This window comes from Paenibacillus sp. J22P277, from assembly GCF_059383675.1.
Map to the genome: position 1 here is coordinate 152,469 of NZ_JBXENS010000005.1, position 26,849 is coordinate 179,317.

The window sequence follows — 26,849 nt, forward strand, 5'->3', positions numbered from 1 at the left end:
ATTATTTTAACTGCTCTCCGATGATGCCGGAGGACCGCAGCCGGATCTTGGCCTTGACCGTCACGTCGAGTTTCTTGAAGTTTTCGTCCCAATCGTTTTTTTGCGTCCTCCACCAGGCCGGATACATGCGATGCAGGTACTCGCCGATGCCGAATACGTCAGGTCCCCACTGCTGCATTTTGTCCAATATTCCTTGAAGGTCCTTTTGGATGTACTCGTTCAGGTACTGCTGGGCTTTCACCATGGTATCCACGTCGGACATGTCGAGCGAGGCCGTGTTTTCAAGCAAATAAACCTGTGCCGCGACGGTTAATTCGACACGCTGCGGATCGTGGCCGCGAAAGACATGAACCCGCCTGCTCATATGGGTAAAGCGGAACGACAAGACGCCGTTGCCGTCTTTCCAAGGGATGGTTATGCCGTCGGACGTTCCTTTCCCGATCATCCAGATCGCTCTGGCGCCCTCGGTGTCGCTTAGGTATCCTTTGACTTTGAGCTGCTTGTCCAAGACGGCGAATCCGGATAAGACGGCAATCGGGCTCTTCTTGTCATGGCTCAGCTCGACCTTCTCGATTTGGAAGTACGGCATCATCGGCCTGCTTCCTTCGGCGAGACTGTCAATCACGAGCTTCCTGCTGGAGAAGCTTTTCATGCCGTTGATTTGGAGTTCTTTGCCGGCGGCAACGCTGGAGAGGTACTCCATGGGATGCTTCAGCATGAGGATATCCTTCGCGCTGCCGCCTCGAACCATGACGATGGCGTCCCTTAGATTGTTCGCGGGATCGCGGCCCAGTTTATCGAACATCACGTCGACTTGGTTATGCTTCATGAATTCCTCGCCGACCAAGAGCAGGATGCGATGGCTCGTCAGCATGCGCCGGGACAGTTTGCGCTGGATTTTTTGCTGGGCATCGAAAATATCCTTGCCTTTGGCCGACATGACGAAATAGCTGTCCGATTTGCCGACGCTTCCGTTCTTCAGCTGCGAAGGGATGACGATCTGATGGCTGATTTCGATCATTCCGTTCTCGGCATGATCCAGTCCCGAAGCCATAACGAAGGCCAATTGGTTCGGTTCGACAAAATCGCTGCAGCCGGAAGCGGACAGCGTCAGCATGATAGTGACGACAGCCGCGAGCGCGAACCGGATCATCGCGTGCGCCCCTTCTTAACGCGGCCGTTCTTGACCCAGAAGGGATAGCGGATGATCAGATCCTTGATCCTTTTTCCGTCGAACGGAGCCACGGGGCTCAAATAAGGCGTTCCGAAAGATTCCAGCATCACCAAATGGATTAGCAGGAACATGATGCCGAACGCGAAGCCGACGAATCCGAGCCAACCGGAGATGAACAGCATGAGGTAGCGGACGATGCGGAAAGGAAGGGTGGCGCTGTATCTGGGGATCGTATACGTCGCGATGCCCGTCAAGGAAATGACGATGATGATCGGCGTGGAGATGATGCCGGCTTCGACGGCGGCTTGTCCGATGACGAGCGCTCCGATGATGCTGACGACCGGCCCGAGCTGGTTGGGCAGATGCACGCCGGCTTCCTGCAGGCCGTCGAAGATGATCATCATAAGGAACACTTCGATGACGGTCGGAAACGGCGAGTTCTCCCTGGCGGTCGCGATGCCGATCATGAGATTGCTCGGGATCATCTCCGGGTGGAAAGTCGAGAGCGCGACGTAGATGGCGGGCAAGGCAAACGAAATGAAGGTCATGACGTAGCGGATAAACCGCGTCAGTATGACGAAGACGAACCGCTCGAAATAGTCGTCCGCCGATTGAAGACCCGACCAGAAGGTAACGGGAAGCACGAGGGCGAAGGGAGTCCCGTTCGTCAGGAGCGCGACCTTTCCCTCCAGCAGGCTTGCGGCCACGATATCCGGTCGTTCGGTATTCTGGATCTGCGGGAAGATGGAGAAGGAATTGTTCTCGATCCATTCCTCGATGTATGCGGAATCGATGATGCCGTCGGTCTCGATTCCGTCGAGCCTTCTTCTGACTTCCGTCAGGACGTTCTCGTCCGCGATTCCTTCCATATAGGCAAGAACGACTGCGGTCTGCGTGTACTTGCCGATCGTGTACGACTCCATCTTCAACTGCCGGTGAACGATCCGGCGCCGGATCAGCGTCATATTCGTCCGGACGCTCTCGACGAAGCCTTCCTTGGAGCCGCGCAAGGTGGATTCCTTGAGCGGTTCCTGGATGCCCCTCGTCTCGTAGCCTTGCACTTGGGCGATGAGCGCGGATGCTTCACCTTCCACCAATATCCCCAGGCCGCCGAGCAGAATATGCTGCACGAGTTCCTCCATGGATTCGTCAGTCTTGATATTCGTCATCGGCAGCCACTCGCGCCTGAGCGTCTCGGCGAGGGACTGCATCCGATCCAAGCCCTGCGGCAGTCCGCTGAAGAGCAACGGTTTCAGCACGTTATCTTCCACGCCCTGCATATGCGTCATGCCATCTAAATAAATCAGCAGCAAGATCGTATCATCTTTTAACGAAAAGGAGCGCAAGATAATATCCGAGCAACGATTGAATTGATCGCTAAGATAAGCTTCGTTCTCTGCGATGGACGTGCTGATGGAACGCATGGATGATCACCCCGGAAGTCGAATATCACTTGGCTATTATGGACCGCGGGGGTGCCGGCTATGCAGATTCTGGATAACGTCGACATTATCGCGCCTCTTGTCACAGAAAGGATCGCTGCTTCGTTATATATCCGAAGCGCAAAGCGCTGGAGAAAAAAATTCAACGGAAGAGAGTGTGATTTACGTATGACACAACGTTTAAACTATATGCAGCAATCGCCGGAGTTCGTCAAAGCGCTGATGGGGCTTAGCGGCGCCGAGAAAAATAGCTCGGTCGAGCAGAGCATCATCGATCTGGTTCATATCCGCGCATCGCAAATGAACGGCTGCGGCTTCTGCCTGGATATGCACATGAAGGAAGCCAAGATCCACGGCGAGCGCGAGCTTCGTCTCTATCATCTCTCGATTTGGCGGGAATCGAACCTGTTCAGCCCGCGCGAACGCGCGGCGCTGGCCTGGGCCGAGATTCTGACCAAGCTGCCCGAGCACGGCGTGCCTGACGAAGTGTATGGCCGCGTTCTTGAACATTTGTCCGAGAAAGAACTTTCGGACCTGACCTTCTCGGTCATGACGATCAATGCCTGGAACCGTGCCAGCATCGCCTTCAAGTCGGTTCCGGGTTCGGCCGACGCCGCGTTCGGACTGACGAAAGCCGGACTGAGCTAACCGAAGCGGGAGCCGAGTCTTTGTCACGGAATAAGAGGCTCCCTCGTTATATATCCGAAGCGGAAAACGCGGATGCAAAAACAAAAAATCTACGGAAGAGAGTGTGATTTACGTATGACACAACGTTTAAATTATATGCAGCAATCGCCGGAGTTCGTCAAAGCGCTGATGGGGCTAAGCGGCGCCGAGAAAAACAGCTCGATCGAGCAGAGCATCATCGACCTGGTTCACATCCGCGCATCGCAAATGAACGGCTGCGGCTTCTGCTTGGATATGCACATGAAGGAAGCCAAGATCCACGGCGAGCGCGAGCTTCGTCTCTATCATCTCTCGATTTGGCGGGAATCGAACCTGTTCAGCCCGCGCGAGCGCGCGGCGCTAGCCTGGGCCGAGATTCTGACCAAGCTGCCCGAGCACGGCGTGCCTGACGAGGTGTATGGCCGCGTTCTTGAACATTTGTCCGAGAAAGAACTTTCGGACCTGACTTTCTCGGTCATGACGATCAATGCCTGGAACCGTGCCAGCATCGCCTTCAAGTCGGTTCCGGGGTCGGCCGACGCCGCGTTCGGACTGACGAAAGCCGGTTTGAACTAAGCTAACAAGCCGTAAATGACCGGCTTTAACTTGCAATGATTAGAAATCATCAACCAAGAGCCTCTGGTGGTGAAGAGGCATTCATTCAGGAGGTACTTACTTTTATGAAAATCGTGGTTATCGGCGGTACGGGACTCATCGGATCAAAAGTCGTAAACAATCTTCGCGCGCTCGGTCATGAGGTCGTGCCGGCCTCGCCCTCCAAGGGCATCAACGCCGTCACCGGCGAAGGACTGGCCGCAGCGCTGACCGGCGCCCAAGTCGTCGTCGACGTCGCGAACTCGCCTTCGTTCGAAGACGAAGCGGTTCTGGCGTTCTTCGAGAAATCCTCCCGCAACCTGGTTGCCGCGGAAGCGGCCGCCGGCGTGAAGCATCATGTCGCGCTCTCGATCGTCGGGACGGACAAGCTTCCGAAGAACGGGTATTTCCGCGCAAAGGTCGCGCAAGAAGAGTTGATTAAAGCATCCAAGATTCCGTATACGATCGTTCGCGCGACGCAATTCTTCGAGTTCGTCGGGGCGATCGCCGAGTATGGAGCCGAGGGGCAGACCGTCCGCGTGTCTTCCGCTTACATGCAGCCGATCGTGTCGGACGAGGTTGCCGCTACGGTAGCGGAATTCGCGGCGGGGGCACCCGTAAACGGAACCGTCGAGCTCGCCGGTCCGGAACGCATTCGCATCAACGATCTCGTTTCCCGTTACTTGAGCGCGACGAAGGACGACCGCCAAGTCGTGGCGGACCCCAAAGCGCTCTATTACGGCTCCGAGCTGGACGAGTTTTCCTTGGTTCCGTGGTACGACAACCCGCGCATCGCGACGACGCGTTTCGAGGATTGGCTTAAGCAATCTTTGTCGAAGTCATAGGTATCGGCAATAAGCAATGGTATTGAGCAATCTTACGCGCATCGAATCGCGCCTCGAAAACAAAGAACCCTATCCGGGGTTCTTTGTTTGTCGTTTCATTCCCGTGCGTATGCATATGCTTCCGGCGTGCGGTAACCTGCATATCGTATGCCGCGGATATGCATAGTAAGAACGGCGCATCCGGGAAGCGGGACAGAGCAAAGCCTAAGAATGGACGTGGAAGCATGCAAGAGTTGTACGAGCAGTATAAAGGCCTGTTGTTTAAGCTTGCCTATCAACTGACCGGAACGGTCTCCGATGCGGAGGATGCCGTCCAGGACGTGTTTCTGAAGATCTACGACGTGCCGCCGGAGAAGCTGGCCGAACCGAAGGCCTACCTGTGCAAAATGGTCACGAACCGCTGCCGCGATCTGCACAAATCGGCCCGCATGAAGCGGGAGCAATATTACGGGGAATGGCTCCCGGAGCCGTTCGCGAGTTCGAACGACGATGCGATGGCCTCGGTCGAACGCGACGATCTCTTGTCCTATGCCATGGTCGTGCTGCTGGAGCGGCTGTCCCAGACCGAGCGGGCGGTATTCGTCCTTCGCGAGGCGCTCGGCTTCGAGTATCACGAGATCGCCGGGCTGATCGAGAAGAGCGAAGTGAACTGCCGCAAGCTGTTCAGCCGCGCCAGCGCCAAGATGGGGATCGCGCAAGACGAGCTGGTTCAGCCCGAATCGGCCAATCTCGAATGGGTGTACGGCTTTCAAGCGGCGCTCAAGCAGGGCAACATGAAGCAAATCCTGTCGATGCTGGACCAGGACGTCGTCCTCGTCGCCGACGGAGGAGGCAAGGTAAGCTCCGTCCTGAATCCGATCATAACGCCGGACCGCGTGGCGCGCTTGCTCCTCGGAGGCGTTCGCGACGGGTCCATGGTGGATGGCATTGCCGCCATTGACGCCGTTCAATTGAACGGGCAGCCCGCCATTATTTTCCGTTCGCGCGAAGGCGTTCATACCGTCTGCATGATTCATCTCGAGGGGAACCTGATTCGTAATCTGTATCTCGTTCGCAATCCCGATAAAATGACGCATATCGGGCAGTGAAGCTGCCTTGAAATAAGCTTGTGCAATCCCTGATCTAAACGCGAAGGCTGCCGGTCGCTCGACCGGCAGCCTTCGTTGCGATGGCGCGCGAATTACGGGATGACGATCGTGACGGTCGTGCCTTCTCCCGGACGGGACCGAATGGCGATGCCGTATTCCTTGCCGTAGTACAGTTTCAAACGGTCATCCACGTTGTTGATGCCGACGCCGCCCAGCTTGGGGAGTCCCGAGTGCGAGCCCGCTTCGTCTCCTTGCTGACGCGCCTCGGGATCGAAGCCGACGCCGTCATCCCTCACGACGAATATCGCATGTCCCTCGTCCGCCCGTTCGCATGTAATCTCCAGCAAGCCGGGACCGTCCTTCTCCCGAATGCCATGATAGATCGCATTCTCGACGAGCGGCTGCAGGATGATCTTCGGAATTACCTTGTCGGCCAGCGCCGGATCGAAATGCAGCCTGTAATGCAGCTTGTCGCCGTACCGCTCCTTCTGAATGAACAAATACTGGGCGACATGGTTCATCTCGTTCTCGACCGTCGTCAATTCGCTGCCGCCGCTGAGCGACAGCTGGAAGAACTTGGCCAGCGCCTTGGTCGTGGAGATGACGCGGTCGCTCTCGTTGAATTCCGCCATCCAGACGATCGTATCCAGCGTATTGTACAGAAAGTGCGGGTTGATCTGGCTGTGCAGCACGCTGAGCTCGTAGCCGTGCATCGTTTTCTCCTTCGTCTCGATCTCCTGCATCAGCCGCCGCATCTCCGCCACCATCGTATTGAAATGCAGCGCGAGCCCCTGCACCTCCGTCACCCCGGTCTCGGGCACGCTCACTTCCAGCGTCCCCGACTTCACCTGCTGCATCGCCTGCTCCAGCCGGTGGATCGGCCGGGTCATGCTCTTCGCGATGAACGGGGATACGACGATGATGAGCAGCAGCAGTCCGAGGCCGACCAGGACGAACGCGCCGAGCAGCTGGCCGCGGACCTCGCGCAGCCGGTCGAGGGAGCTGATGCCGACGAGCGTCCAATCGGAATTTTGCAGCTGCGTTTTGTACACGAGCGTATTGTCCGACGCGTCGAAGCCTTGCTTCGACATGCTGATCTGCCTTAGTTGCGCCTGCTTGGCGGCGTCCGTGAAGTAAACCGGGTCCTGGTGATAGACGATGCCGCCTTGACTATTGATGATAAAGGCATATCCCGTGCTGCCGAGATCCAGATCGTTCAAGTACGCCTCGATGCCCTTATATTCGATGTCGAGCAAGACGACGCCGAGGTTGCGGCCGTTCGCATCCTTGATCTCCTGGCTCATCGAGATGACCCAGTTGTTCTTGTCCATCGAAAATTTCTGCATGCGGGCGGAGGTGAGCACCGGGTTCGTGCTGTTGATCGCGGTCACGTACCAAGGTTCGTTCATCATGTTGGAAGAACGCCGCATGTTCAGCTTCTTCTCGTTGGACAGCACGTAGCCGTCCTTGCCGATGACGACGACGGATTTGATGTGCGAATCGGACATCAGCACGTTGTCGATGAATTGCAGCTCGTCCTTCTCCCCGGCAGCGGAGGGCGAGGAGAGCGTCTGGATCGTCTGCGGATTGTGCGCGAGCATGGTCGTCAGCACCTTCAGCCGGTCGATGTACATCTCGACCAGGGAGCCGCTCTTGGATATCGCCATATTGGCGGACTGAATCGAATCGTTCAACACCGCCCGGGAAATGCCGACGTAGAGCACGGCGCCGAAGATGCCGATGGTGACGACGCTGATCAGCAGGTAGATTCCCGATATCCGGTACCGGAGCGAGCGGGGGAGCAGTCTCACGAGTGTTTGGTCCTTTCCCGGTATTGCAGGGGAGAGAGCCCGAATTTCTTCTTGAAGGCGGCGCTGAAATAATTCGGGTTGTCGAAGCCTACGGCCGATGAGATTTCATAGATTTTCGCGTCGGACGCGAGCAGCTGCAGCTTGGAACGCTCCAAGCGCATGGCCATCAAATAGTCCTGGAACGAGATCGTGAACAACCGCTTGAACAAGACGCTCATATAGCCGGCGGAGAATCCGATCCGGTTCGCCAGCATCGCCAGCGAGAAATCCGGATTCGCGACGTTGTCTTCGATGATCTGGGCGATCGAGGCCTTGTTGCCTGAATCGTCCAGCACTTGCAGCGTCGTTTTGTACTCGCTGACGAGATGCTGCAGCTGCGACTGCTGCTGCTCGCCGCGGAGCTTCTCCACTAATTTGCGCAGCACCTCGTAGACGTCCGTCTTGGAGACGGGCTTGAGCACATAGTCGTCGATGCCGATCTTGAGGGCGGTCACCGCATACTCGTAATAGTCGTAGCCGGTAATGACGGCGATCTTGACGCCGGGCTTCGCTTCCTTGGCTTTCTTGGCGAATTCGAGGCCGTTCAGCTTCGGGATGTTGATGTCCAGCAGCACGATATCCGGGAGATGGGCGAGAAAGAGCCTGAGCCCTTCCTCGCCGTTGCCCGCTTCCAGGATTTCCGAGATGCTGAATTCCTCGAACGGCACGAGCCGCTTGATACCGTTCCTGACTAATTCCTCGTCCTCCACGATCAATAGCGTATACATCGGCTCAGACTCCTTAAAGCGTTATTCGACGGCTGCGCGGAGGTCGCCGTAACCGTCTTTCTCCATGTCGGCCAGCGCAACGAACCGGATCGATGCGCTGTCGATGCAATAGCGTTTGCCGCCGGCTTCCTTCGGACCGTCGTCGAACACGTGGCCCAGATGAATATCGCCCACGCGGCTCCGGACTTCGGTACGCACCATATTGTAACTCGTATCCTCGTGATTCGTCACGACGGCGGGGTCGATCGGCTTGGTGAAGCTGGGCCAGCCGCAGCCAGCGTCGTACTTGTCGCGGCTCGAGAACAGCGGCTCGCCCGTCGTGACGTCGACGTAGATGCCCGGATCGAAGGTATTCCAGTATTCGTTGGAATACGCCGTTTCGGTGTCGTTCAACACCGCCACTTTATATTGAATATCCGTCAGCGTCTTCTTTAATTCCTCGTTGCTCGGACGGCTGTACTTGCTCGGATCCACCTTGACCGTTTTGTCCAGCGTGTCCAGAATCGACAGATCGACGTGGCAGTAGCCGTCCGGGTTCTTCTCCAGGTAGTCCTGGTGGTAGTCCTCGGCCAAATAGTAATTTTCGAGCGGCAGCACTTCCGTGACGATCTTCTTGGTGTACTTCGCCTGTTCCTTGGTTACGACCGCGTTGATGACGGAGAGATCGCTGTCCTGGGTATAATAGATGCCCGTTCTGTAATTGATGCCCACATCGTTGCCCTGCTTATTCACGCTTGTCGGATTGATGACTTTGAAGAAATCGGTCAGCAGATCCGTTAACGGCAGCCGCGCCGGATCGTACTTCACCTCGGCCGTCTCCGCGAAACCGCGGTCCCCTTGAACGACATCCTCGTAAGTCGGGTCGGCCCCGGTCCCGTTGGCATAGCCCACGGTTACGTCCTGTACGCCGTAGATGCGCTCCACGTAGGCTTCGATGCCCCAAAAACAGCCCCCTGCCAAATAGATCGTGTCCAGCTTGCTGCTCGAATAATCGACCTTGTCGTTCGGATTAGGCGACCGCGTCGTCGTGGGACCGGCGCTCGCCTCGGCCGATGCCCCGGCCGTCGTGACGGACGCGTCGGATGCCGCCGATGCGGAGCCTTCGACGCCCATGCGCTGGCCGCAGGCCGCGGTGAACAGCAGCAGCAGCAATGCGCCTGCGCTCATAAGTCGTTTCATGTGAATCCCTCCCATTCATAATTGAACCTTATTAATCGCGATGCTCAAGAAATTTGTTGAAAGGCGGTCGTGATGGCCTCGTTCGAATTTTGTCCCGGCGCCGTCTTGACGAGCACGCCGTCCGAACCGATATAGAGCGAGGTCGGATAGCCGCGAATGCCGAATTTCTTGGCCCATTTGCCGTCCTCGTCCAGCAGCACGCGGATGTTTTTGCCCGTATTCTCGGCCTGAAGCCCTTTGAACCACTGCGTGAAATCATCCGCGGATTGTTCCCCGTTGTAGTTGGGGTTGACGATCGTGATGACCTGGAAATCGTTGCTTTGACCGGCCAATGCGTTCAATTCGTCCATCCCCGCCAGGCAAATCGGGCACCAGGATGCCCAGTATTTCACGTAGACCTTCTTGCCGGACAGGCTGGCCAGCGAGACCTCGTTGCCGTCCAGATCCTTCAGGTCGAAATTCGGCGCGGCCGATCCTTTGTTGAGCGCCGCGGTCGACGCCTGCGCGGAGGACGCCGTATCCGAGGCGGATTGATTCCCGCACGCCGTCAAAACGAGCAGCAGGGCGAGCAAAGCGACGAGGGACAGCGGCCATTTTCCTTTTTTCATGCGAATCCTCCTTTTGTCATGAAGACTTTCAGCTGAACAGCGTCGTAAGCATGTTCAATTTGTTGGTCATGAGCAGGACGCCCATGACGATGAGCAGCAGCCCGGATACGACTTTCAGCTTCGGCATATGCTTGTTGAGCGTCCGCAGCCGTCCGATCAGCAGATCCGAGAAGAACGCCAGGACCAGGAACGGGATGGCGAGGCCAAGCGCATAGATCAGCATGTAGCCTCCCCCTTGCCAAGCGGATCCTTCGCTGGCCGAGAGACTGAGCACCGCGGCGAGTATCGGGCCGATGCACGGCGTCCAGCCGAAGCTGAACGTAAAGCCGAGCAGCAATGACGCGGCGAAGCCCTTCTTGCCCTCCCACGCAACGGCCAACTTCTTCTCGCGCTGCATGAAGAGCAGCGTGAAGATCCCCGTCTGGAACACCCCGAACGCGATGACGACGATGCCGCAGACGGTAATGAACCAGTCGCTGTTAATGACGCTTCCGAGCCCGCCGGCTCCGAATCCGAGCAGCACGAACACGAAGGAGATCCCGAGCGTGAAGAACAGCGTGTTGCCGATCAGGGAGGGGTGGAGCCGCAGCTTGCCCCATCTGACCGCAGCCGTTCCGGTTCCCGGGGCCGCGCCGCCGAGCTGGGCGATATACACGGGCAGCATCGGCAGGATGCATGGCGAGAAGAACGAAAGCAAACCGGCAATAAATACGCTTCCAATGAAAACCTGCTCCGACAGCATGGCGATAACCTCCCTTACTACCGTTAAGTTTACGGGGATTCGGCCGAAATTGGTATGTACTCTGATGATCAGTTTCTATGAAATGATGATGCCTATTCACGCGTTCGACATACGCAAAACTCCCGACCCCAAAACAGGGACCGGGAGTGCGGGCGAGCAAGCTATGAAAGGCAGCCGATTCGTGGCGCTGCCTCTGGTCGAAGGACGTCGCAGCTGCAGGTCCCAGAGGAGACCGGCTTGACTGCGGCGCGTCAGCCGAAATCGAAACGGGCTTCCGTATCGTACATCGGGATGCGATGCATGCAGGTACGGTACAAGACGATCCCGTCGACCTGCCAGCGCAGCGAGTCGGCTGCCCGGCGAGAAGCTTCTCGCAATAGGTCGGCATCGCGCTCCCGGGCATTGCCGGCGGATCGCGCGCGGACCGCGCATTCCTCATGATGCTCGGCCGGTCCGTCGGACCGGAAGCCGTCAGCGCCGACGTTCCGGACAAGCAGCTCCGGGAGCTCGAACGCTCCTTCGCCCGCGTATCTGCGGGCGAGGGTGAGATGAGGGCTGTACGGACGCTCTTCCGCGGCAAAGCCGAGCAGGGCGGTCGCTTCGACGACCTGCCGCTGCAGCCCGCGCAGCCGCTCCAGCTCGCCGCCGATCCCGGCCCAAAGCACCCGTGGCCGTTCGGGCAGGCCGTAGGTGCCCGTACCCGCGAGCGACAGGCCGAACGGCTGCTGCCGCTCGACTAAAGCCGTCAGCGCCGACTTCAGCTCCGGCAACCGCTCCGCGGCCGCAGCGCCGAGAAACTGCAGCGTGACATGCAGGTCGGCCTCGTTCGTCCATTTGCGAAAATCAAGCCTGCCGCGGAGCTCCGCGAGCCGCGAGCCGAGCTGTCGTTTCAACGAATCCGGCAGCGGCATCGCGATGAACAGGTTCTGCTTATCCATGCTGCTTCCCCATCGTAGGACCGGGCGCTACATGCGTGCGGGTGAACATCCGGCTTCCCGCCTCCTTGGGCGAATCGCGCTTAGCTGGACTGATGCTGCTTCAGCAGCGCTCGCTTCGCGGTTAGCTGCTTGGCAAGCTCGGCTTGCGCGCGGGCAGCGGTTTTGATCTCCTCGTTCAGCTTGCTGACGCGCGACATCTTGCCGCTCAGGTCGCCGTGCGATTGGCTTAATTTCATGTCGCGCTGCACTTGCTTGATTTTGGACGCCGCCTTATCCTGCTTGTTCTTCAGGCTTAGGCTTTGGCTTTCGAGATCGGCGATCTCCCGCTGCAGCTGGGCGACGATCGCCTTCGTGAAATTAATGGACACTCCGACACCTCATATTCGTTTCGTGTTGCCGAAACCTCGATTTAGCATGCGCGCATGCTGCAATTCCTCATTCTTCAAGTCCTTGTTCTACAGCTTCTCATTCTACTATAATCACCGCGCTTAAGCGAGAACGTTTGGCGCTTTGAGAACGGCGCGGGAGGCGGAGATCCCGCTTGGTGCAGCGTATGGCCGAATAAGAGCGCAACATCGCCAAATACGCCTTGTGCTATAACGGAACGAGAACCGGCAAGGAGATGATCGCGTGCGCAAACTGTTCGGTTTCATCGCATTATTCATTCCAGGAAGAAACGGATTTCAGGAAGCGACGGTGGCAATTCACGAGCTTCGCTATTACGGAGGGGCAGCATTCGGGGTCGTCGCGGAAACGAGAATCGCGGCCGCGGAAATCGGCGACGCTTTGGATTGCCGGAGGAAATGAGATAGCAGGGGGTAGTCCGGCTATCGGCAGAAGTTTGACGACGTAAGCTCGCGTTCATCACTATGAGCGAGAACTTACATGCTTCGGTGACTAGCCGCACCGGATAACGGGTAACGGCCCGGAGCGCGTCGCCCCGGGCGCCAAGCAGTGCAAGCAGTCGAATTTTGCTTGTGTTGGAAGCGCTAGATAACGGTTGTTGCCGGTTTTTGCTTCTCCCTGAAGCGCCGGACCAGGGTCAGCTTGCCCTTGTAGAGGGAAACGATGCCCGAGGTCATGACGATGGAAACGCCGGAGATCAGGCAATCGGCAATGGATAGGCTGGATAATCCCGTCAGCAGGACCGCGCAGTCGAACGCGAAGAGCATTTGACCGGGATCCATGCGGTACCTTCGCTGGAGGTAGAGCGCCAGAATCGAGGACCCGCCGAGCGACGCGCCGTTCTTGATCAGGACGCAGACGCCGAGGCCGACGATCGATCCGCCCGCGAACGAGCCCCCCAGAGCAGGCAGCGAGAACTCGCCGAGCCAATGATCGGCGGACGTGAAAAGGAAGAGCAGAGAGATCGCGATCGCCGTTCGCAGCGTGAACGAAGGGCCCATTTTCATGTAAGAGAAGACGAAGAACGGAACGTTCAGCAGCATGAACAGGTTTTGATAGCCGATCGGCAAGAGATAGGAGAGACTGAGGGCGAGTCCCGCCGTACCGCCTGTTACGACATGGGCGTGCCCGAGCAGGATCAGACCTGCGGCGGTGATCATGCAGCCGACGATAATCTGCAGCCATTGATGGAAAACACGCTTCGTTTCAGCTTTCATTATGCGTCTCACCTTTGCGTTTATGTCATGGATAAATCTTGTAATTCCATGATAGACTTCAATGAAAAGACGATATATAATAAACTGAATCTTTTTCATGTGAGAATAATTAACATTGAATGAAATCAAGCGGCATACGTTTCAAATTGAAGGATGGTCAAGCAACCATGGATAAACTGGACAGGATACTCCTCGAATTGCTTCAGGAAGACGGGCGCATGACCGTAAGCGAGCTATCGAAAAGATTGTCGTTAAGCCGGCCGAGCGTAGCGGAGCGCATGCTGCGGCTTCAAGAGAAGGGCGTGATTCTGGGCTTTGGCGCAAGGGTAGCCCCTGCCGCGGTCGGCCGGAACGTGCAGGTGATCATTCAGCTGAGCGAGCTCAGGATACCGCTTATGGAATTCGAACAGCGGATCAAAGGCTTCGAGGAAATCATCGAATGCCATCGCGTGACGGGCGTTGTCAGCTTTATGATCAAAGCGGCGGTCACGGGACTGGACGAGCTCAGCTTGCTTGTCGAGCGCTTGGTGCCGTTCGGGGAGTTGATCACATCCGTCATTTTGTCGTCGCCGGTGACCGACCGGCCGATTTTGCCGCTTGATTAGTTCGGTCATACGCCGGAACGACAGAAAATCTCCTCCGCGAGCAGCGGGGGAGATTTTCTGTTTTGCGTGCATGCAGCTTACGGCGACGGGATGAACGCCAGGCAAAGCTGCTCCAAGATCGTCTCGGGCGTATGGCCGCGCACGTCCCTTTGGAAGGAATAGGAATCGCTGCTCAATGCCGTCAGCAGGATATCCGAGGCAAAAACGCCGTTCAGCCGGCTCGGCTCGCTCGCCGACGCGGCCATCTCGTCGAACAGTCCGACGAACAGCTGATGCAATTCTTGATAGATGGGACTCTGCGTGCGGGATTTCGCCCGGCCCGCCGATGCGGATTCCTCGACGCCTTTCAGCAATTGGGCTTTCTTTTCCCGGAAACGGAGAAACAGCGCGAGGACGCCCTTCAGCCGCTCGCTCGGCGGTTCCGCGCGGTTCAAGTTCATGTATTCCTCGATCTGCTCGAACAGGAGGATGATGTTTTCTTTCATCAGCTCCAGGCAGAGCTCGCCTTTGTTCCGGTATCGGCGGTAGAGCGTGCCCGGCCCGATCTGCGCCTCGATGGCGATTTGATTCATGCTGACCTGCTCGACGCCGTGCTGCTCGAACAGCCGCAGCGCCGAATCGAGGATGCGCTGGCGGTTCTCGGCGGCATCGCGGCGCTCGGAGCGGTTCGGGGACGTCCCCGCGTTCCAAGTATCTTCCAAAGTTCGATCACGTCCTAAAATTAGAGTCGCGCAGGCTGTTGTTGACAAACGGAGATGTCTCCGTTTAATATCAAGTGGAGAGTTCTCCGGTTAATATTATCATACGAAGAAGGAGTGTTCAACACATGAACGATCATTACAAACACGCGGCGCTGCTGGTCATGGACATGCAGAACCGCATCGTATCGCGGTTCGCCGAGCAAGCGGACGCACTGCTTCCGGTTCAACGCGCGCTCGAAGCCGCCCGCCGGGTCGGCATCCCGGTTATTTTCGTGCGGGTCGCCTTCCGGGAAGGGTACCCGGAGGTAAGCCCGCAGAACAAAATGTTCAGCAGAATCGCCGAATTCGGCGGCGTGTCGGAAGCGGAGGCGGACACGCGGATTCACGCATCCGTGCAGCCGTTGCCGAGCGAGCCCATCGTGACGAAACGCCGCGTCAGCGCGTTTGCCGGCAGCGACTTGGAAGTCGTTCTCCGTGCGCGTCGCATCGATTCGCTGATTTTGAGCGGCATCGCGACGAGCGGGGTCGTCCTGTCGACCTTGCGCGAGGCCGCGGACAAGGACTTTGCGCTGACGGTGCTTGCGGACGCTTGCCTCGATGCCGATCCGGAAGTGCATCGCGTGCTCACCGAGAAAGTCTTCCCCCGTCAAGCGGACGTCATGACGGTCGACGCCTGGATTGACGGCATGGCTTGACGCCATGCCGATCTGGAAACGGAACTTAATCGTTTGCTGGTTCGGGATGTTCGTAACGGGCGTGGGCATGAGTCAGATCGCGCCCGTGCTGCCGCTATACATCCGCCATCTCGGCGTCGACAAGGATTCTTCCATCGCGCAGCTTTCCGGGCTCGCTTTCGGAATCACCTTTATCATCTCGGCGATCTTCTCGCCGATATGGGGGCATGCCGCCGACAAGTTCGGACGCAAGCCGATGCTTCTGCGGGCAAGCCTCGGCATGGCGATCGTAATCGGCTGCATGGGTTTCGCGCCGAACGTGTACGTGCTGGTCGGCTTGCGATTGTTGCAAGGCGTCATTACGGGTTACGGGACGGCCTGCACGACCTTGATCGCGACGCAGACGGATCAGGAGCACTCGGGCTATGCCTTGGGCACGCTGTCGACGGCCAGCATCGCGGGTTCGCTGCTCGGTCCCATGATCGGCGGTTTTATCGGGGAGAGCTTCGGCTTTCGCAACGTCTTCTTCATCACGGGCGCGCTGATGCTGGTCGCTTTCGCGTTGACCGCGTTGTTCGTGAAGGAATCCTTCGTGCGCGAGGAGAAGAAGGTGCCCGGCTTCCGGGAGCTGTGGCAGCTCGTGCCGGAGAAGAGCTTGACGATCACCATGTTCGTGACCTTCTTCGTGCTTACGGTCGCTTTGTACTCGGTCGAGCCGGTTATCACGGTCTACATCGGAAGCTTGTCCCATAATCTCGCGCATGTCGCGCTGATCGCCGGGCTTGCCTTTTCTGCCTCGGGATTGGCGAATATCCTGGCCGCGCCGAGGCTGGGCAAGCTGTCCGACAAAATCGGCGTTCACAAGGTGATGCTGATCTCGCTTGCGGCAGCCGGGATTATTTTCATTCCCCAAGCCTTCGTCCGTAATCCGTGGGAGCTCATGGGACTGCGCTTCCTGCTCGGATTAACGGCAGCCGGGCTGATGCCGTCGGTCAACATTTTGGTCAAGAAAATCACGCCTCCGTCCCTTACGGGCAGAGTGTTCGGATTCAACATGTCGGCCGGGTACCTGGGCGTCTTCGGAGGCGCGGTATTGGGCGGTCAAGTGGCGGCTTGGTTCGGCGTCCGCTATGTATTCATCGTCACCGGCGGGCTGCTGCTGCTGAACGCCGTTTGGGTCTATTTCAAGGTGTATCGGAAGCTCGACTTGCGAGCGAAGCCGGCCGCGTGACCGAACCCGACATGCTCCGTAAGCCGCCGATAACGTTTCGGCGGCTTTTTTGCGGATTCCGGCAGGAAGCGAACGAACAGGTAAACGGACCAGCGGCGGCGAAGCTTACTAGGCGCGGCTTCAGACCGGCTTGCGAAGTGCCGATGCTCGTTCGGCCGACGCCGCTCTGCAGGGAGAGGTTGTTTTTTCCCGGGCTTGTTTGTACGATAGCTTTGGATCGGATTTCAGCGCGCAAGACTTAGGACAGGAATGGTGAACGCATGACGAAAGAGACGACTTTGGAACATCTGGCCGCGTTGCTGCCCGCCGTGAAATCGGCCATTCCGGTCGATTTGGCCATCGGACTATGCGATTTGGAGAAATTCATCGCCTATTGGCCGGGCGAGGACATCGATCTGAAGATCAAGCCGGGCCAATTGCTGCAAGAGGCGGAGCCGCTAACGAAAGCGCTCCGCGACGATGTTCGGTTTCAGGATGTCGTGCCCGCGCGATACTACGGGTTTGAATTTATCGGCACGGCCATTCCCCTTCACGATCATACGGGCGCCGTCATCGGAGGCTTGGCGGTACAGATCCGCAGCCATTCCGAGCTCGTCGGAATCGCCGACCGCATCTCGGCGTCGTTATCGCTTGCGAACGAACAGATCGTTCAATTGACCGAAGGATCGGATCAATTGGCCGGCCTCGCCCAGCAGCTTTACGGGTACGCCCAGCAGACCGAAATCAATATCGCCAACACGGACAGCGTCGTGTCCCTGATAAAAGGGATCGCGGATCAGACGCACTTGATCGGCATCAATGCGGCCATCGAGGCGGCGCATGCCGGCGACCGGGGAGCGGGCTTCGGCGTAATCGCGGCCGAGATTCGCAAATTAGCCGCGCAGACGGTCAGTTCGACGGAAACCGTGCGGGATACGCTGGACGTCTTCAAGGAATTGACCAAGACGATGACGGCGTCGATCGCTTATATTGCCGAGACCGGTCAAGGGCAGGCGGCTTCCACGCAGCAGCTGCTGAGCTTCTTCGAGGAGATCAACCGCCTCTCGTCCGCGCTCGGCGAGTTTGCCAAGCGTTTATAGTCCGGGAACACGCAAAAGCCGGAAGCGGACGCTTCCGGCTTTTGCGTGCCTCCTCGGCAGGCGATGCGAATCGGTAGTGCGCCTATCCGAATTTCGACGAAATCGGAGGGCGCGAGCCTTTCCATCTCAGCGTGGCCGTCAGCATAAGCGCAGCGAAGTAGAGCAGCAGAGCGGCGACGATGGACACGATCACGCTCCATACCGGCGGCAGCCCGTGAACCGTCAAATATTCAAAGACCGTGCGGCCCCCGAGCGCCATCACGGACATGCAGACGCCGACCTTGACGTACGGCTGGATGCTCAGATAGATCCCGATCGAGCCGGAGATCGAGAAGAAGTTCAGCAATGTCTGTATGACGATGCCGATGCCGATGCCGAACGCGACGCCGACGATGCCGAACTGGCTGCCGAAGACGAAAATCGAGACCGCCTTGAACGCCGTTGCGACGACGTAATTCCAGAGCGTTGCGCTCGCGCGGCCGAGACCGAGCAGGATCGCGTGCAGCGGCGCGTCGAAGTAATGCAGGAAAAACATCGGGGCGAGGATTTTCAGCAGCAGGCCCGCGTCCGGCGAGCCGTAGATCAGCGTCGTGAGCGGGGTTGCCCACACGAACAGGATGACGGTCGCCGGCGCGCCGATCAGCAGGCCGAGGCGCAGCGCTTGATTCATCCGCTCATGCATCAGCAGCCCGTTCTTGTTCGCGGCCGCCTCGCCGATCGCCGGAACGAGGGCGGTGGACAACGATTGCGTGATGAAGCTCGGCATGAACAGCAGCGGGAACGCATAGCCGGCCAGCAAGCCGAATTGCTTCGTGGCCAGAGCCGTGCTGACGCCGGCCAATGCCAGGCTGGTCGCGATAAGCAAGGGCTGGAAGGCGCCGTATACCGATTGAATCGCGCCGTGTCCGGTCGTCGGGAGGCCGATCTTCATCAGCTCGGCCAGCGTGGTCCTGCCTTGCTTCAGATGGCTGCCCCAGGTCTCGCCCGGAGCCTTCCGTTCCCCGTACACCTTGTAACTCACCGCCAGGAACAGGAGGCTGATCGCTTCGCTGACGACCGAGGCGGCCATCGCGCCCGCCGCCGCATACGCGACGCCGTACGGCATGAGCAGATGCACGAGCGCCAGCACGATGGCGATCTGCACCGTATGCTCGAGCACGTCGGAAGCGGCGATGGTCTTCATCTGCTGCATGCCGCGGAAATAGCCCTTGAGCACGGCGGAGACGGCGACGATCGGCGCGATCGGCGTAATCGCGAGCATCGCGTAATACGCGCGCTGATCGCTCAGCAGGATGGAGGCGATCCAGTGGGAGCCGAGCAGCGAGATCGTCGTCAGCGTCACGCTCAGGACGCCGGTTACCGCGAGCGAGACGTGCAGGATGCGGCGGATTCGCATTCGCTCGCCGCGGGCGGACGCTTCCGCGACCAATTTCGAGATCGCGACCGGCAAGCCGAGCTCCGTAATCGTAATGACGAGCGGCACGAGCGGATGCGCCATCATCAAGATGCCGATTCCCTCCGCGCCCATGACGCGAGCGACGAACATGCCGCTGATAAAGCCGAGGATGCGGTTGATGAAGGCAGCGACAGACAGGGCCAGCGTCCCTCTCATGAACGATTGCTTCGATTGAGCCATGTCGTGGTTCCTCCCGATTATCGAATACTTAAATGTATTCATGAATCGGAAAAGCATGCGAACGGGCTGTAGCGGCGATATTCCCCCTATACATGTATGAATCGGGCCGCTTACCTGCAAAATAGCTAGGATGATATCTGGAAAGATCGCCAATGGAGGCGGATGCGGGCAGGGAACAGGAGTCGGCATCGATAGTCGTACAGGTGACTCAATTCGAAGGCCGCTCGGCTGGCGGCTGCGAAGAAACGCAAGCAGACGAGAGGAAGTGACGGGCATGAAGCGTTATGACGCCATTATTATCGGATTCGGAAAAGGCGGGAAGACCTTGGCCGCCGCGCTGGCGAACCGGGGGCAAGCAGTCGCGGTCATCGAGCAATCCAGCATGATGTACGGCGGAACGTGCATCAATATCGGCTGCATTCCCACGAAAGCGCTGGTGCATCTGGCCAAGCAGTCGCGGCTGAAAGGCTTGATCGGCTTCGAGGAGCAAGCGGAGGAATACCGCGAGGCGATCGCCAAGAAGACCAATCTGATCGCGGCGCTGCGGCAGAAGAACTTCGATAACCTCGACGGCAAAGAAACGGTCACGATCTACACGGGCAAAGCTTCGTTCGCGTCGGAGCATGAAGTCGACGTTCAATTGGAGCGGGAGACGCTCACGATCTACGGAGAAAACATCTTCATTAATACCGGAGCGTCGACGATCGTGCCGGAGATCGAAGGCATTCGGGAGAGCAAGCTCGTCTATACCAGCACCACGATGATGGATTTGACGGCGCTGCCCAGACGGCTGACGATCGTCGGCGCGGGTTATATCGGACTGGAGTTCGCATCGATGTACGCGGGCTTCGGCTCGAAGGTTACGGTGCTCGATACCCATGCCGATCTGTTGGCGCGGGAAGACCGCGACATGGCCGAGGCGCTGCAAGGCTCGCTGGAGAAGAAGGGAATCGCCTTCATCCTTGGCGTCGAGATCGAATCCGTGCGGGATACGGAGCAAGGCGTTGTCGTGACGTATCTGGATGGCGAACGGAACCGCCGCGAACGGACTGCGGACGCCGTTCTCGTCGCCGCGGGCAGAAGGCCCAATACCGAGGGCTTGCAGCTCGGCAAGGCCGGGGTTGCCGTTACCGGGCGCGGAGCCGTTCAGGTCGACGAACGGCTGCTGACGACCGTTCCGCATATCTTCGCGATGGGCGACGTTGTCGGCGGACTTCAATTCACGTATATCTCCCTGGACGATCAGCGCATTATTCTGGATCAGCTGTACGGGCAAGGCCGGCGGACGACGCATGACCGCAAGCACGTGCCGTATTCGGTCTTTATCGATCCGCCGTTCTCCCGCGTGGGATTGACCGAAGAGAAGGCGATCGCCGAAGGCTACGAGGTGAAAATCACCCGCCTGCCGGCCGCCGCCATCCCGCGAGCCAGATTGACGGGCGAGACCGAAGGCATGCTGAAGGCGGTCGTCGACGCGAAGACCGACCGGATACTCGGCTGCGCGCTGTTCTGCGCGGATTCCCACGAGATGATCAACATCGTGCAGATCGCCATGGAGACCGATCGGCCGTACGCTTTCTTGCGCGATCATATCTTTACCCACCCGTCGATGAGCGAGGCCTTGAACGACTTGTTTCAAATTTTGTGATGGATCGCGCAGTCAGCGACGATGCGGCTCGGGCATGGGACGGACGAACCGAACTTCGGCAGCAGCCGCGGTTTGGTTTTTTTTGCGCAGCGCCTATATTGCCCGCGATCTGCCGGGCGGGCTCAAAATCCGAGTCTGCGGCCGAAGAACCGTTTGATCAGCGCGGCGGACGCGGGACTGGCTTCCTCCAGGACGAAATGCCCGCCGCACAGCAAATGCGTTTCCACGTCCTTGGCGTATCGTTCGAAGGCGAAGGCCCCCTCCAAGGTAAAGATGAAATCGTTCTTCCCCCATGCGACCAGAACCGGAGGTTGGCAAGTATGCAGATAGTGCTGCCATTTCGGGTATTGCTCCACATTCGTGCGATAGTCGTAGCCGAGCGCCAGCTGAATGTCGGCGTTGCCCGGTCGGTCGAGAAAAAACTGGTCCATGGAGTACCCGTCCGGACTGATGAGATAAGGGCGGCAAACGCCGGTCAGATATTGCTTCTTCGTGAAATCGAAGCTGACCAGCGAAGCAAAGGCGGCTTTCGTTGCCGGATTCGGGTCCGCCCACAGCGCCTTGAACAGATCGAACGGCTGTCCCAATCCCGCTTCGTTGACCACCGCGTTCTGGATGACGAAGCCGAGAATCCGCTCCGGATGGCGCACGGCCAAGCGGAACCCGACGGGTCCGCCGTAATCGTGGCAGTACAAGACGTACTTTGGAATGCCGAGCCGGTGAAGCAGCTCCTCGATTATGAGGGATAAATGCTCGAACGTATAGGAGAATTCCTCGACTCCCGGCATGCTGCTGTTTCCGTAACCGGGATAATCGGGGGCGATGACATGGAAGCGATCCGCCAACAGGGGAATCAAGTCTCGGAACATATGAGAGGAGCTCGGAAAGCCATGCAGCAGAATAATGGCCGGGTTGGCCGGGTTCCCGGCCTCGCGGAAAAAGATCGAAAGCCCCTCGATTTTCATTCGTTTGTACAACACGGGCATGTGCAAGCGAAACTCTCCTTTCATCGCGGCGCTGCGCTATGATTAAGGGTATGAACGCGCCGGAAGTTTAAGTCCGGGGAGGAGCTCGCCCGCATGCCTATGGATTGCCGCAGAACGAGCCTGTATAATGGCATGAGTAACGTTAAGCTTGGCATGGGGTGAGGATATTGTCACGGCATGACTGGAAGGCTGCCGCCGAGGAAGCGGCCGAAAGCGGCCGCAGCGTGATCAGCTTGTACGTCTCTGCGGCCGGGCCGGGCGAGGATCCGGTCAAGCTGGCCGGCGGCGAAGCGGCCGAAGCGCTGCAAAACGCGATCTATCCGCTGGATGTCCGCTGGACGGCCGGGATGGGGCGGCCGACGACGCCGATCCGGCAGGATAACGCCTACGGCTTATCGGCGCAAAGCGATGACGCGATCCGGCTGACGTCGTCCGGTACGGCGGACTTGTTCGGCATTACGCCCGCCGCGTCCGCGTCCGCCAGGCTGTTCGAATTGGTACGGGCTTCGGGGAATATTGAAGATTTGCAGCGGGAGCTGGATCAGCTTCACGCGCCGGCTATCCTGGCATACGGCAGGCTCGCGGCCGCGCTGGCCAAGCTTCGTTCGTCCGTCACGTTCGAGCTCGCGGCACCGGCGGGCGGCCGATGCGAGACGGAGCTCGACCGCCGGCAGCTGGAGGAAGCCAGCGCCTATATCGACGAAACAAGGATCGAGACGGTGCCGTTGCGGATCAGAGGTCAATTGACGGAACTGAATCCCGCGGGCAGGACGTTTCGATTGGAGGCGGACGACGGTCAGCGGTATGCCGGCAAATTGGCGCGCGAGCTTCGGCAGCGCTATGGCAAGACGGAGGCCGTGCCGAACCTGCCGGTGCTGTCGGAGGCATGCATCGAGAGAAAGACCGCCTATCGGGTACGGCTCGACACGCTGACGATCGTCGATACGTTGACGGAGCTCGATACCGATCCGGGCATGAGCCGGGAAGAGACGCTGCCGACATTCCGGCGCGCGCGCGACCGGCTGCGCGCGGCGCTGGAGCAGGACGGCGGTTACGAAGCATCGTCGCCCGTCTCGGCCGCGGATTATTCGGCGCTCGCGGCGCTGATCGACCGGCTCCTCGACAGCAATCCGTTGAAAGGGGTCAGGCGCGAGCTGGACCCGGGCGTTCTAGCCGAGGCGAGCGCGTTATTGGCGGAGACCAAACCTATCGGCAGACTGGCGCTCATGGAAGGAAGCGGCTACGAGTCGGCGGGAGACGAGTCGGACGGCTACGAGCCGGATCCGGTCGCGCGCGCGGAGAGGCTGAGAGCGGCCGCCGACCGGCAAAAGCTAGCCGCCGCCGCGTATGCCGATACCGTCAAACTGGCGGGCAGGTTATCGAGAATGATCGATGCCTTGGAGGACGATGTGCCTGGTTAATCGGCAGCGGGCGCTAAGCTATGTACGTCGCGGCCGGTAACTTTGGGTCGGTCCTACCTGTCGGAATAGCAGTCATTTATGGTATAATAATAGAAAGAGATAGCAAAGGAGATGGCGAATATGACACGTTATTTATTTGAATACGAGGTTCCTTCCACCGGCAAAACGGCTACGTTCAGCTGGATCGGCAAAAGCGAAGAAGAGGCACGCGCCGCCGTGCACGCCAAGGTCGCCGATTTCGAATTCATGGAATTGTCGGATATCGTGGTCGGCAAGATGCTGGAAGCGAAAGAAACGACGGGCAACCAATATTACGAATGCGAAGGCTGCAGCGCCTAAGCGTTATCGGGATGGATTCGATACAAAAAAGCCCTGTTCGCAGGGCTTTTTGTTTTTCTCCGGCCGGGAAGGGAACCGGAACCGAACGGAGAAAGAATAAAAGGAGCCGCTGATGCGATCCTTATTCGCGTGCGGATGGATTAAATCCACTTCTTGAAGGAGCTGTCCCATGAAGCTGACATTCGAACAGAAGGCATCGATGCTGAAGAACGGTTATATTCACGTACCCGGCGTCATTCCCAAACTGATGGTCGACCGGGCCGTGCGGCACATCAATCATTCGGTCGGCGAAGGCATGGATCCGGCGAACATGCAGATTTACCGCGCGCAATCGTTCTGTCCGGAGCTGCAGGATCAGCCGCCGATCAGCGAGCTGTTCAACGCCACGCCGGTCAAATCGCTTGTCGAGGATCTGCTCGGGGAAGGGCAGGCGCTGCCCGTGGAGAGCGGTCAGATCGCGCTGCGCTTTCCTTCCCTGGAGGATCCGCCGAGCATTCACAAGCCTCACTTGGACGGCATGTATTCGCCGACCAACGGCGTGCGTGAGGGTACGATCGCCAATTTCACGATGCTGGTCGGCGTGCTGCTAAGTCCGGTCAGGGAAGCGTTCGCGGGCAATTTCACCGTATGGCCCGGTACGCACAGCTTGTTCGAATCGTATTTCAAGGCGCATGGACCGGAGTCGCTCTTGAACGGGATGCCGCCGATCGAGCTGCCGCAGCCGGTTCAGACCCTCGGCGAGCCGGGAGACGTGTTTCTCGTGCATTACCAGCTCGGGCACAGCGTCGCCATGAACGTCTCGCCGCTGCCAAGGTATGCCATCTTCTTCCGCGTCTCGCATGCGGAGCACGGACGGGACTGGAAGGCACCGATGACGGACATCTGGCTGCATTGGCCGGGCATCCGCGCGATCCGCGGCTAGCGCCGACGACGACAACGAGCCTGCCGGATTCGGCAGGCTCGCGGTGTTCACGAGATGGCTTGTTTGTTCTTGACGCCGCGGGAGAAAAAGATCTGTTGGACGATGACCGCGAGCAGGCCGACGTTGATGCATAGGTCCGCGATGTTCAAGATGCCGTCCCCGGATCCGAATTGAAGGAAATCCGTTACTTTGCCGAACAGCAGCCGTTCGATGCCGTTGCCTGCCGCTCCCGCCACGAGGAAGGCCAGGCCGATATCCATCAATCGGCGTCCGTCGCGGTTCTTCCTCCGGTAATAGATCACCAGCGCGATAAAGAGAACCGCCACGACGCCGAACAGCCTCCCGTACCCCTGGAAAGAGCTGCGCGCGGCGCCGGAATTCTGGTAAAAGGTAAAGCGCAGGATACCGTCCCAAACCGTATGGGAATCCCCGACCTGCATATTGAAACGCACGAACAGCTTCGTGATTTGATCGACCGCGGTCATAATAAACGCTATCCAGTAGAAAATAAGATCACCAGCCTTCCCGTCATACGTTCATCATACAAAGGATTTCGCCTTTGCACAACCGACGGGATCGGCCGCGGCGGCAGCCTCCGCGCAAGAAAGTCGTTGACGGCTGCTCCGCGATTCAACTAGGATAGCTTCATAAGCACTAGGCTTGACTGAAGAAGGAGATAACGAACATGCACAAGAAAGCAGAACGATTGCAGCAAGTGAAGCCGCCCGCGGCGGAATCGATACCCGAATTGGCCCATCGTTTGCCGCCCGGGCAGCTGTGGACGGATAGATTTCCGATCCTGCACGAGGGCGAAGTCCCGCAGTACGACATGGCGAAGTGGAATCTGCGCCTGTTCGGGGAAGTGGGCAGCGAGCTGCTGCTGAATTTCGAAGAACTGATGGCGCTGCCGCAGACCGAGATCCAAGTCGACATTCACTGCGTCACGCGCTGGTCCAAGGCGGATACGGTATGGAAGGGCGTGCTGGTCCGCGATCTGTTCAAGCATCTGAAGATCGACCCGCAAGCCGCGTACGTCATGGTGCACGCGGATCCGGATTACGAAACGAACCTGCCGCTCGCGGATCTGCTCGGCGACCAGGCGATGATCGCGCATACCTACGACGGCAAGCCGTTGACGGCAAAGCACGGCGGACCGCTGCGCCTCGTCGTGCCGCATCTGTACTTCTGGAAAAGCGCCAAGTGGGTGCGCGGCTTCGAGTTCATGAAGGAGGACCGGCACGGGTTCTGGGAGCGCAACGGCTTCCACAATGTCGCGGAACCGTTCCAAGAGCAGCGGTTCTCAGCGGAGGACTCGCATATGCCGGAGGACGAGTGGAAGAACTTCGACTTCGATTGAGGCGCGATTGATCGCGCCGTAGGATGCACGAGCGATTCCGGATGCGGCTCGCGCATCGCGCGCAAAAGGCTGCCCCTTGAGCCATGGCTCGAGGGGCAGCCTTTTTATGCGCATTTCCGGACGGGACGAGGCCTTAGTAGGCATCCACGCCCAGCTTCTTGATCGTTTCCTCGATAAAGTACGGCTCGTCGTCGGGCGTGCGGGAAGTGATCCAGTTGTCGTCGACGACGACCTGGTTGTCGATGTAGCGGCCGCCGGCGTCGTTGAGCTCGGCATGCAGTTCCGGATACGCCGTCAGGTTCCGGCCGCGGATCAGACCGGCTTTCTCGAGCAGGAGCGGTCCGTGGCAGATGGCGGCGATCGTCTTCTTCCGTTTGTCCATCCGGCGGACGAATTCCAGCACCTTCTCGCTGCCGATCAGGTGCGAGGGCGATTTGCCGCCCGGTATGATTAAGGCCTCGTAATCGTCCGGGTCCGCCTCGCCGATCGACAAATGGGTCGTGTACGAGATCGTTCCCTGCTTCCCCGTCAGCTCCGCGCCTTTCTCCAAGCCGATGATGACGGCTTGATGGCCGTTCTTCGTTATCGCGTCGTAAGGATTTTTCATCTCCGAGTCCTCGAAATCGTTCGCGAGCAGAAAAGCGACTTTATGCGCCATCGGTTCCACTTCCTTTTCTACGTGAATGGGCAGCCTCAGCTTCGCCGGCTCGGCAGCTTATGGCTTATTACCCGGGGGCGCGGAAGCGGAATCATCCGGGTTCCGTTACGTCCCGG

At 58.6% G+C, this 26,849-nt stretch carries 29 protein-coding genes; 14 read left to right on the top strand and 15 right to left on the bottom strand.

Going from position 1 to position 26,849, the window contains the following annotated elements:
- Position 1 precedes the first annotated feature (1 nt).
- Both AC50YL_RS17865 and AC50YL_RS17870 read right to left on the bottom strand, forming a co-directional pair.
- Entirely contained in the window at positions 2–1,153 is a 1,152-nt protein-coding gene (locus AC50YL_RS17865; RefSeq protein WP_494833586.1) for a Ger(x)C family spore germination protein, read from the bottom strand.
- The gene (locus AC50YL_RS17870; RefSeq protein WP_494833588.1) at positions 1,150–2,598 is read right to left on the bottom strand and encodes a spore germination protein; all 1,449 of its coding nucleotides are present in this window, start codon (positions 2,596–2,598) and stop codon (positions 1,150–1,152) included. Before AC50YL_RS17870 ends, AC50YL_RS17865 begins: the two co-directional genes overlap by 4 nt.
- A gap of 186 nt (positions 2,599–2,784) precedes the next feature.
- On the opposite strand from AC50YL_RS17870, the gene AC50YL_RS17875 reads away from it, so the two are divergent.
- From AC50YL_RS17875 to sigJ, 4 genes are all read left to right on the top strand, one after another.
- Complete coding sequence (locus tag AC50YL_RS17875) at positions 2,785–3,264, top strand: carboxymuconolactone decarboxylase family protein (protein ID WP_494833590.1); 480 nt, start codon at positions 2,785–2,787, stop codon at positions 3,262–3,264.
- 114 nt (positions 3,265–3,378) lie between these two features.
- On the top strand, positions 3,379–3,858 hold the full coding sequence (locus AC50YL_RS17880; RefSeq protein ID WP_494833591.1) for a carboxymuconolactone decarboxylase family protein: 480 nt from the start codon (positions 3,379–3,381) through the stop codon (positions 3,856–3,858).
- Between the two features lie 104 nt (positions 3,859–3,962).
- Positions 3,963–4,721 (top strand): SDR family oxidoreductase, encoded by a 759-nt coding sequence (locus tag AC50YL_RS17885; RefSeq protein WP_494833592.1) that lies wholly within the window; start codon positions 3,963–3,965, stop codon positions 4,719–4,721.
- A gap of 224 nt (positions 4,722–4,945) precedes the next feature.
- Positions 4,946–5,809: an RNA polymerase sigma factor SigJ gene (gene sigJ, locus AC50YL_RS17890; protein WP_494833593.1), complete on the top strand. Its 864-nt coding sequence runs from the start codon at positions 4,946–4,948 to the stop codon at positions 5,807–5,809.
- 92 nt (positions 5,810–5,901) lie between these two features.
- Here sigJ and AC50YL_RS17895 read toward each other — a convergent pair whose 3' ends face one another.
- From AC50YL_RS17895 to AC50YL_RS17925, 7 genes are all read right to left on the bottom strand, one after another.
- The gene (locus tag AC50YL_RS17895) at positions 5,902–7,620 is read right to left on the bottom strand and encodes a sensor histidine kinase (RefSeq protein WP_494833595.1); all 1,719 of its coding nucleotides are present in this window, start codon (positions 7,618–7,620) and stop codon (positions 5,902–5,904) included.
- A complete protein-coding gene (locus AC50YL_RS17900) occupies positions 7,617–8,387 on the bottom strand; it encodes a response regulator transcription factor (protein WP_494833596.1) in 771 nt (256 codons plus the stop codon). Before AC50YL_RS17900 ends, AC50YL_RS17895 begins: the two co-directional genes overlap by 4 nt.
- A gap of 21 nt (positions 8,388–8,408) precedes the next feature.
- The gene (msrB, locus tag AC50YL_RS17905; protein WP_494833597.1) at positions 8,409–9,566 is read right to left on the bottom strand and encodes a peptide-methionine (R)-S-oxide reductase MsrB; all 1,158 of its coding nucleotides are present in this window, start codon (positions 9,564–9,566) and stop codon (positions 8,409–8,411) included.
- A 44-nt stretch (positions 9,567–9,610) separates the two neighbouring features.
- Entirely contained in the window at positions 9,611–10,174 is a 564-nt protein-coding gene (locus tag AC50YL_RS17910; RefSeq protein ID WP_494833599.1) for a TlpA family protein disulfide reductase, read from the bottom strand.
- A 28-nt stretch (positions 10,175–10,202) separates the two neighbouring features.
- The gene (locus AC50YL_RS17915; RefSeq protein WP_494833600.1) at positions 10,203–10,916 is read right to left on the bottom strand and encodes a cytochrome c biogenesis CcdA family protein; all 714 of its coding nucleotides are present in this window, start codon (positions 10,914–10,916) and stop codon (positions 10,203–10,205) included.
- Positions 10,917–11,167: 251 nt separating this feature from the next.
- On the bottom strand, positions 11,168–11,854 hold the full coding sequence (gene thpR / locus AC50YL_RS17920; RefSeq protein WP_494833602.1) for an RNA 2',3'-cyclic phosphodiesterase: 687 nt from the start codon (positions 11,852–11,854) through the stop codon (positions 11,168–11,170).
- A gap of 80 nt (positions 11,855–11,934) precedes the next feature.
- A complete protein-coding gene (locus tag AC50YL_RS17925) occupies positions 11,935–12,222 on the bottom strand; it encodes a hypothetical protein (protein WP_494833603.1) in 288 nt (95 codons plus the stop codon).
- A gap of 262 nt (positions 12,223–12,484) precedes the next feature.
- Between AC50YL_RS17925 and AC50YL_RS17930 the strand changes: the two genes are divergently transcribed.
- Complete coding sequence (locus tag AC50YL_RS17930; RefSeq protein WP_494833605.1) at positions 12,485–12,661, top strand: hypothetical protein; 177 nt, start codon at positions 12,485–12,487, stop codon at positions 12,659–12,661.
- Between the two features lie 182 nt (positions 12,662–12,843).
- Here the strand turns inward: AC50YL_RS17930 and AC50YL_RS17935 are convergent, their stop codons facing one another.
- Positions 12,844–13,476, bottom strand: a complete 633-nt coding sequence (locus AC50YL_RS17935; RefSeq protein WP_494833607.1) for a YitT family protein — start codon at positions 13,474–13,476, stop codon at positions 12,844–12,846.
- Positions 13,477–13,643: 167 nt separating this feature from the next.
- Between AC50YL_RS17935 and AC50YL_RS17940 the strand changes: the two genes are divergently transcribed.
- The gene (locus AC50YL_RS17940; RefSeq protein ID WP_494833608.1) at positions 13,644–14,081 is read left to right on the top strand and encodes an Lrp/AsnC family transcriptional regulator; all 438 of its coding nucleotides are present in this window, start codon (positions 13,644–13,646) and stop codon (positions 14,079–14,081) included.
- A 77-nt stretch (positions 14,082–14,158) separates the two neighbouring features.
- Here the strand turns inward: AC50YL_RS17940 and AC50YL_RS17945 are convergent, their stop codons facing one another.
- Positions 14,159–14,782: a TetR/AcrR family transcriptional regulator gene (locus tag AC50YL_RS17945; RefSeq protein WP_494833609.1), complete on the bottom strand. Its 624-nt coding sequence runs from the start codon at positions 14,780–14,782 to the stop codon at positions 14,159–14,161.
- A 125-nt stretch (positions 14,783–14,907) separates the two neighbouring features.
- On the opposite strand from AC50YL_RS17945, the gene AC50YL_RS17950 reads away from it, so the two are divergent.
- The 3 genes from AC50YL_RS17950 to AC50YL_RS17960 all read left to right on the top strand — a co-directional run bounded on the left by AC50YL_RS17950 (position 14,908) and on the right by AC50YL_RS17960 (position 17,766).
- Entirely contained in the window at positions 14,908–15,477 is a 570-nt protein-coding gene (locus AC50YL_RS17950) for a cysteine hydrolase family protein (protein ID WP_494833611.1), read from the top strand.
- A gap of 4 nt (positions 15,478–15,481) precedes the next feature.
- The gene (locus AC50YL_RS17955) at positions 15,482–16,687 is read left to right on the top strand and encodes a multidrug efflux MFS transporter (protein WP_494834439.1); all 1,206 of its coding nucleotides are present in this window, start codon (positions 15,482–15,484) and stop codon (positions 16,685–16,687) included.
- Positions 16,688–16,947: 260 nt separating this feature from the next.
- Positions 16,948–17,766 carry a methyl-accepting chemotaxis protein gene (locus AC50YL_RS17960; RefSeq protein WP_494833613.1) on the top strand — a complete coding sequence of 273 codons (819 nt, stop codon included), beginning with the start codon at positions 16,948–16,950 and terminating at the stop codon, positions 17,764–17,766.
- An 82-nt stretch (positions 17,767–17,848) separates the two neighbouring features.
- Here AC50YL_RS17960 and spoVB read toward each other — a convergent pair whose 3' ends face one another.
- A complete protein-coding gene (spoVB, locus tag AC50YL_RS17965) occupies positions 17,849–19,402 on the bottom strand; it encodes a stage V sporulation protein B (protein ID WP_494833614.1) in 1,554 nt (517 codons plus the stop codon).
- 274 nt (positions 19,403–19,676) lie between these two features.
- Between spoVB and AC50YL_RS17970 the strand changes: the two genes are divergently transcribed.
- Positions 19,677–21,050, top strand: coding sequence for an FAD-dependent oxidoreductase (locus tag AC50YL_RS17970; RefSeq protein WP_494833615.1), 1,374 nt, complete (start codon positions 19,677–19,679; stop codon positions 21,048–21,050).
- A 122-nt stretch (positions 21,051–21,172) separates the two neighbouring features.
- On the opposite strand, the gene AC50YL_RS17975 is transcribed toward AC50YL_RS17970, so the two are convergent.
- Entirely contained in the window at positions 21,173–22,036 is an 864-nt protein-coding gene (locus tag AC50YL_RS17975; protein WP_494834440.1) for an alpha/beta fold hydrolase, read from the bottom strand.
- A 167-nt stretch (positions 22,037–22,203) separates the two neighbouring features.
- On the opposite strand from AC50YL_RS17975, the gene AC50YL_RS17980 reads away from it, so the two are divergent.
- The 3 genes from AC50YL_RS17980 to AC50YL_RS17990 all read left to right on the top strand — a co-directional run bounded on the left by AC50YL_RS17980 (position 22,204) and on the right by AC50YL_RS17990 (position 24,718).
- Positions 22,204–23,457, top strand: a complete 1,254-nt coding sequence (locus AC50YL_RS17980; protein ID WP_494833617.1) for a hypothetical protein — start codon at positions 22,204–22,206, stop codon at positions 23,455–23,457.
- Positions 23,458–23,577: 120 nt separating this feature from the next.
- Positions 23,578–23,796: a hypothetical protein gene (locus AC50YL_RS17985; protein ID WP_494833618.1), complete on the top strand. Its 219-nt coding sequence runs from the start codon at positions 23,578–23,580 to the stop codon at positions 23,794–23,796.
- 169 nt (positions 23,797–23,965) lie between these two features.
- The gene (locus AC50YL_RS17990; RefSeq protein ID WP_494833619.1) at positions 23,966–24,718 is read left to right on the top strand and encodes a phytanoyl-CoA dioxygenase family protein; all 753 of its coding nucleotides are present in this window, start codon (positions 23,966–23,968) and stop codon (positions 24,716–24,718) included.
- A gap of 47 nt (positions 24,719–24,765) precedes the next feature.
- On the opposite strand, the gene lspA is transcribed toward AC50YL_RS17990, so the two are convergent.
- Positions 24,766–25,227, bottom strand: coding sequence for a signal peptidase II (gene lspA, locus AC50YL_RS17995; protein WP_494834442.1), 462 nt, complete (start codon positions 25,225–25,227; stop codon positions 24,766–24,768).
- A 176-nt stretch (positions 25,228–25,403) separates the two neighbouring features.
- On the opposite strand from lspA, the gene AC50YL_RS18000 reads away from it, so the two are divergent.
- On the top strand, positions 25,404–26,075 hold the full coding sequence (locus tag AC50YL_RS18000) for a sulfite oxidase-like oxidoreductase (protein ID WP_494833621.1): 672 nt from the start codon (positions 25,404–25,406) through the stop codon (positions 26,073–26,075).
- A gap of 133 nt (positions 26,076–26,208) precedes the next feature.
- Here AC50YL_RS18000 and AC50YL_RS18005 read toward each other — a convergent pair whose 3' ends face one another.
- Complete coding sequence (locus AC50YL_RS18005; RefSeq protein ID WP_494833623.1) at positions 26,209–26,733, bottom strand: type 1 glutamine amidotransferase domain-containing protein; 525 nt, start codon at positions 26,731–26,733, stop codon at positions 26,209–26,211.
- Positions 26,734–26,849 lie beyond the last annotated feature (116 nt).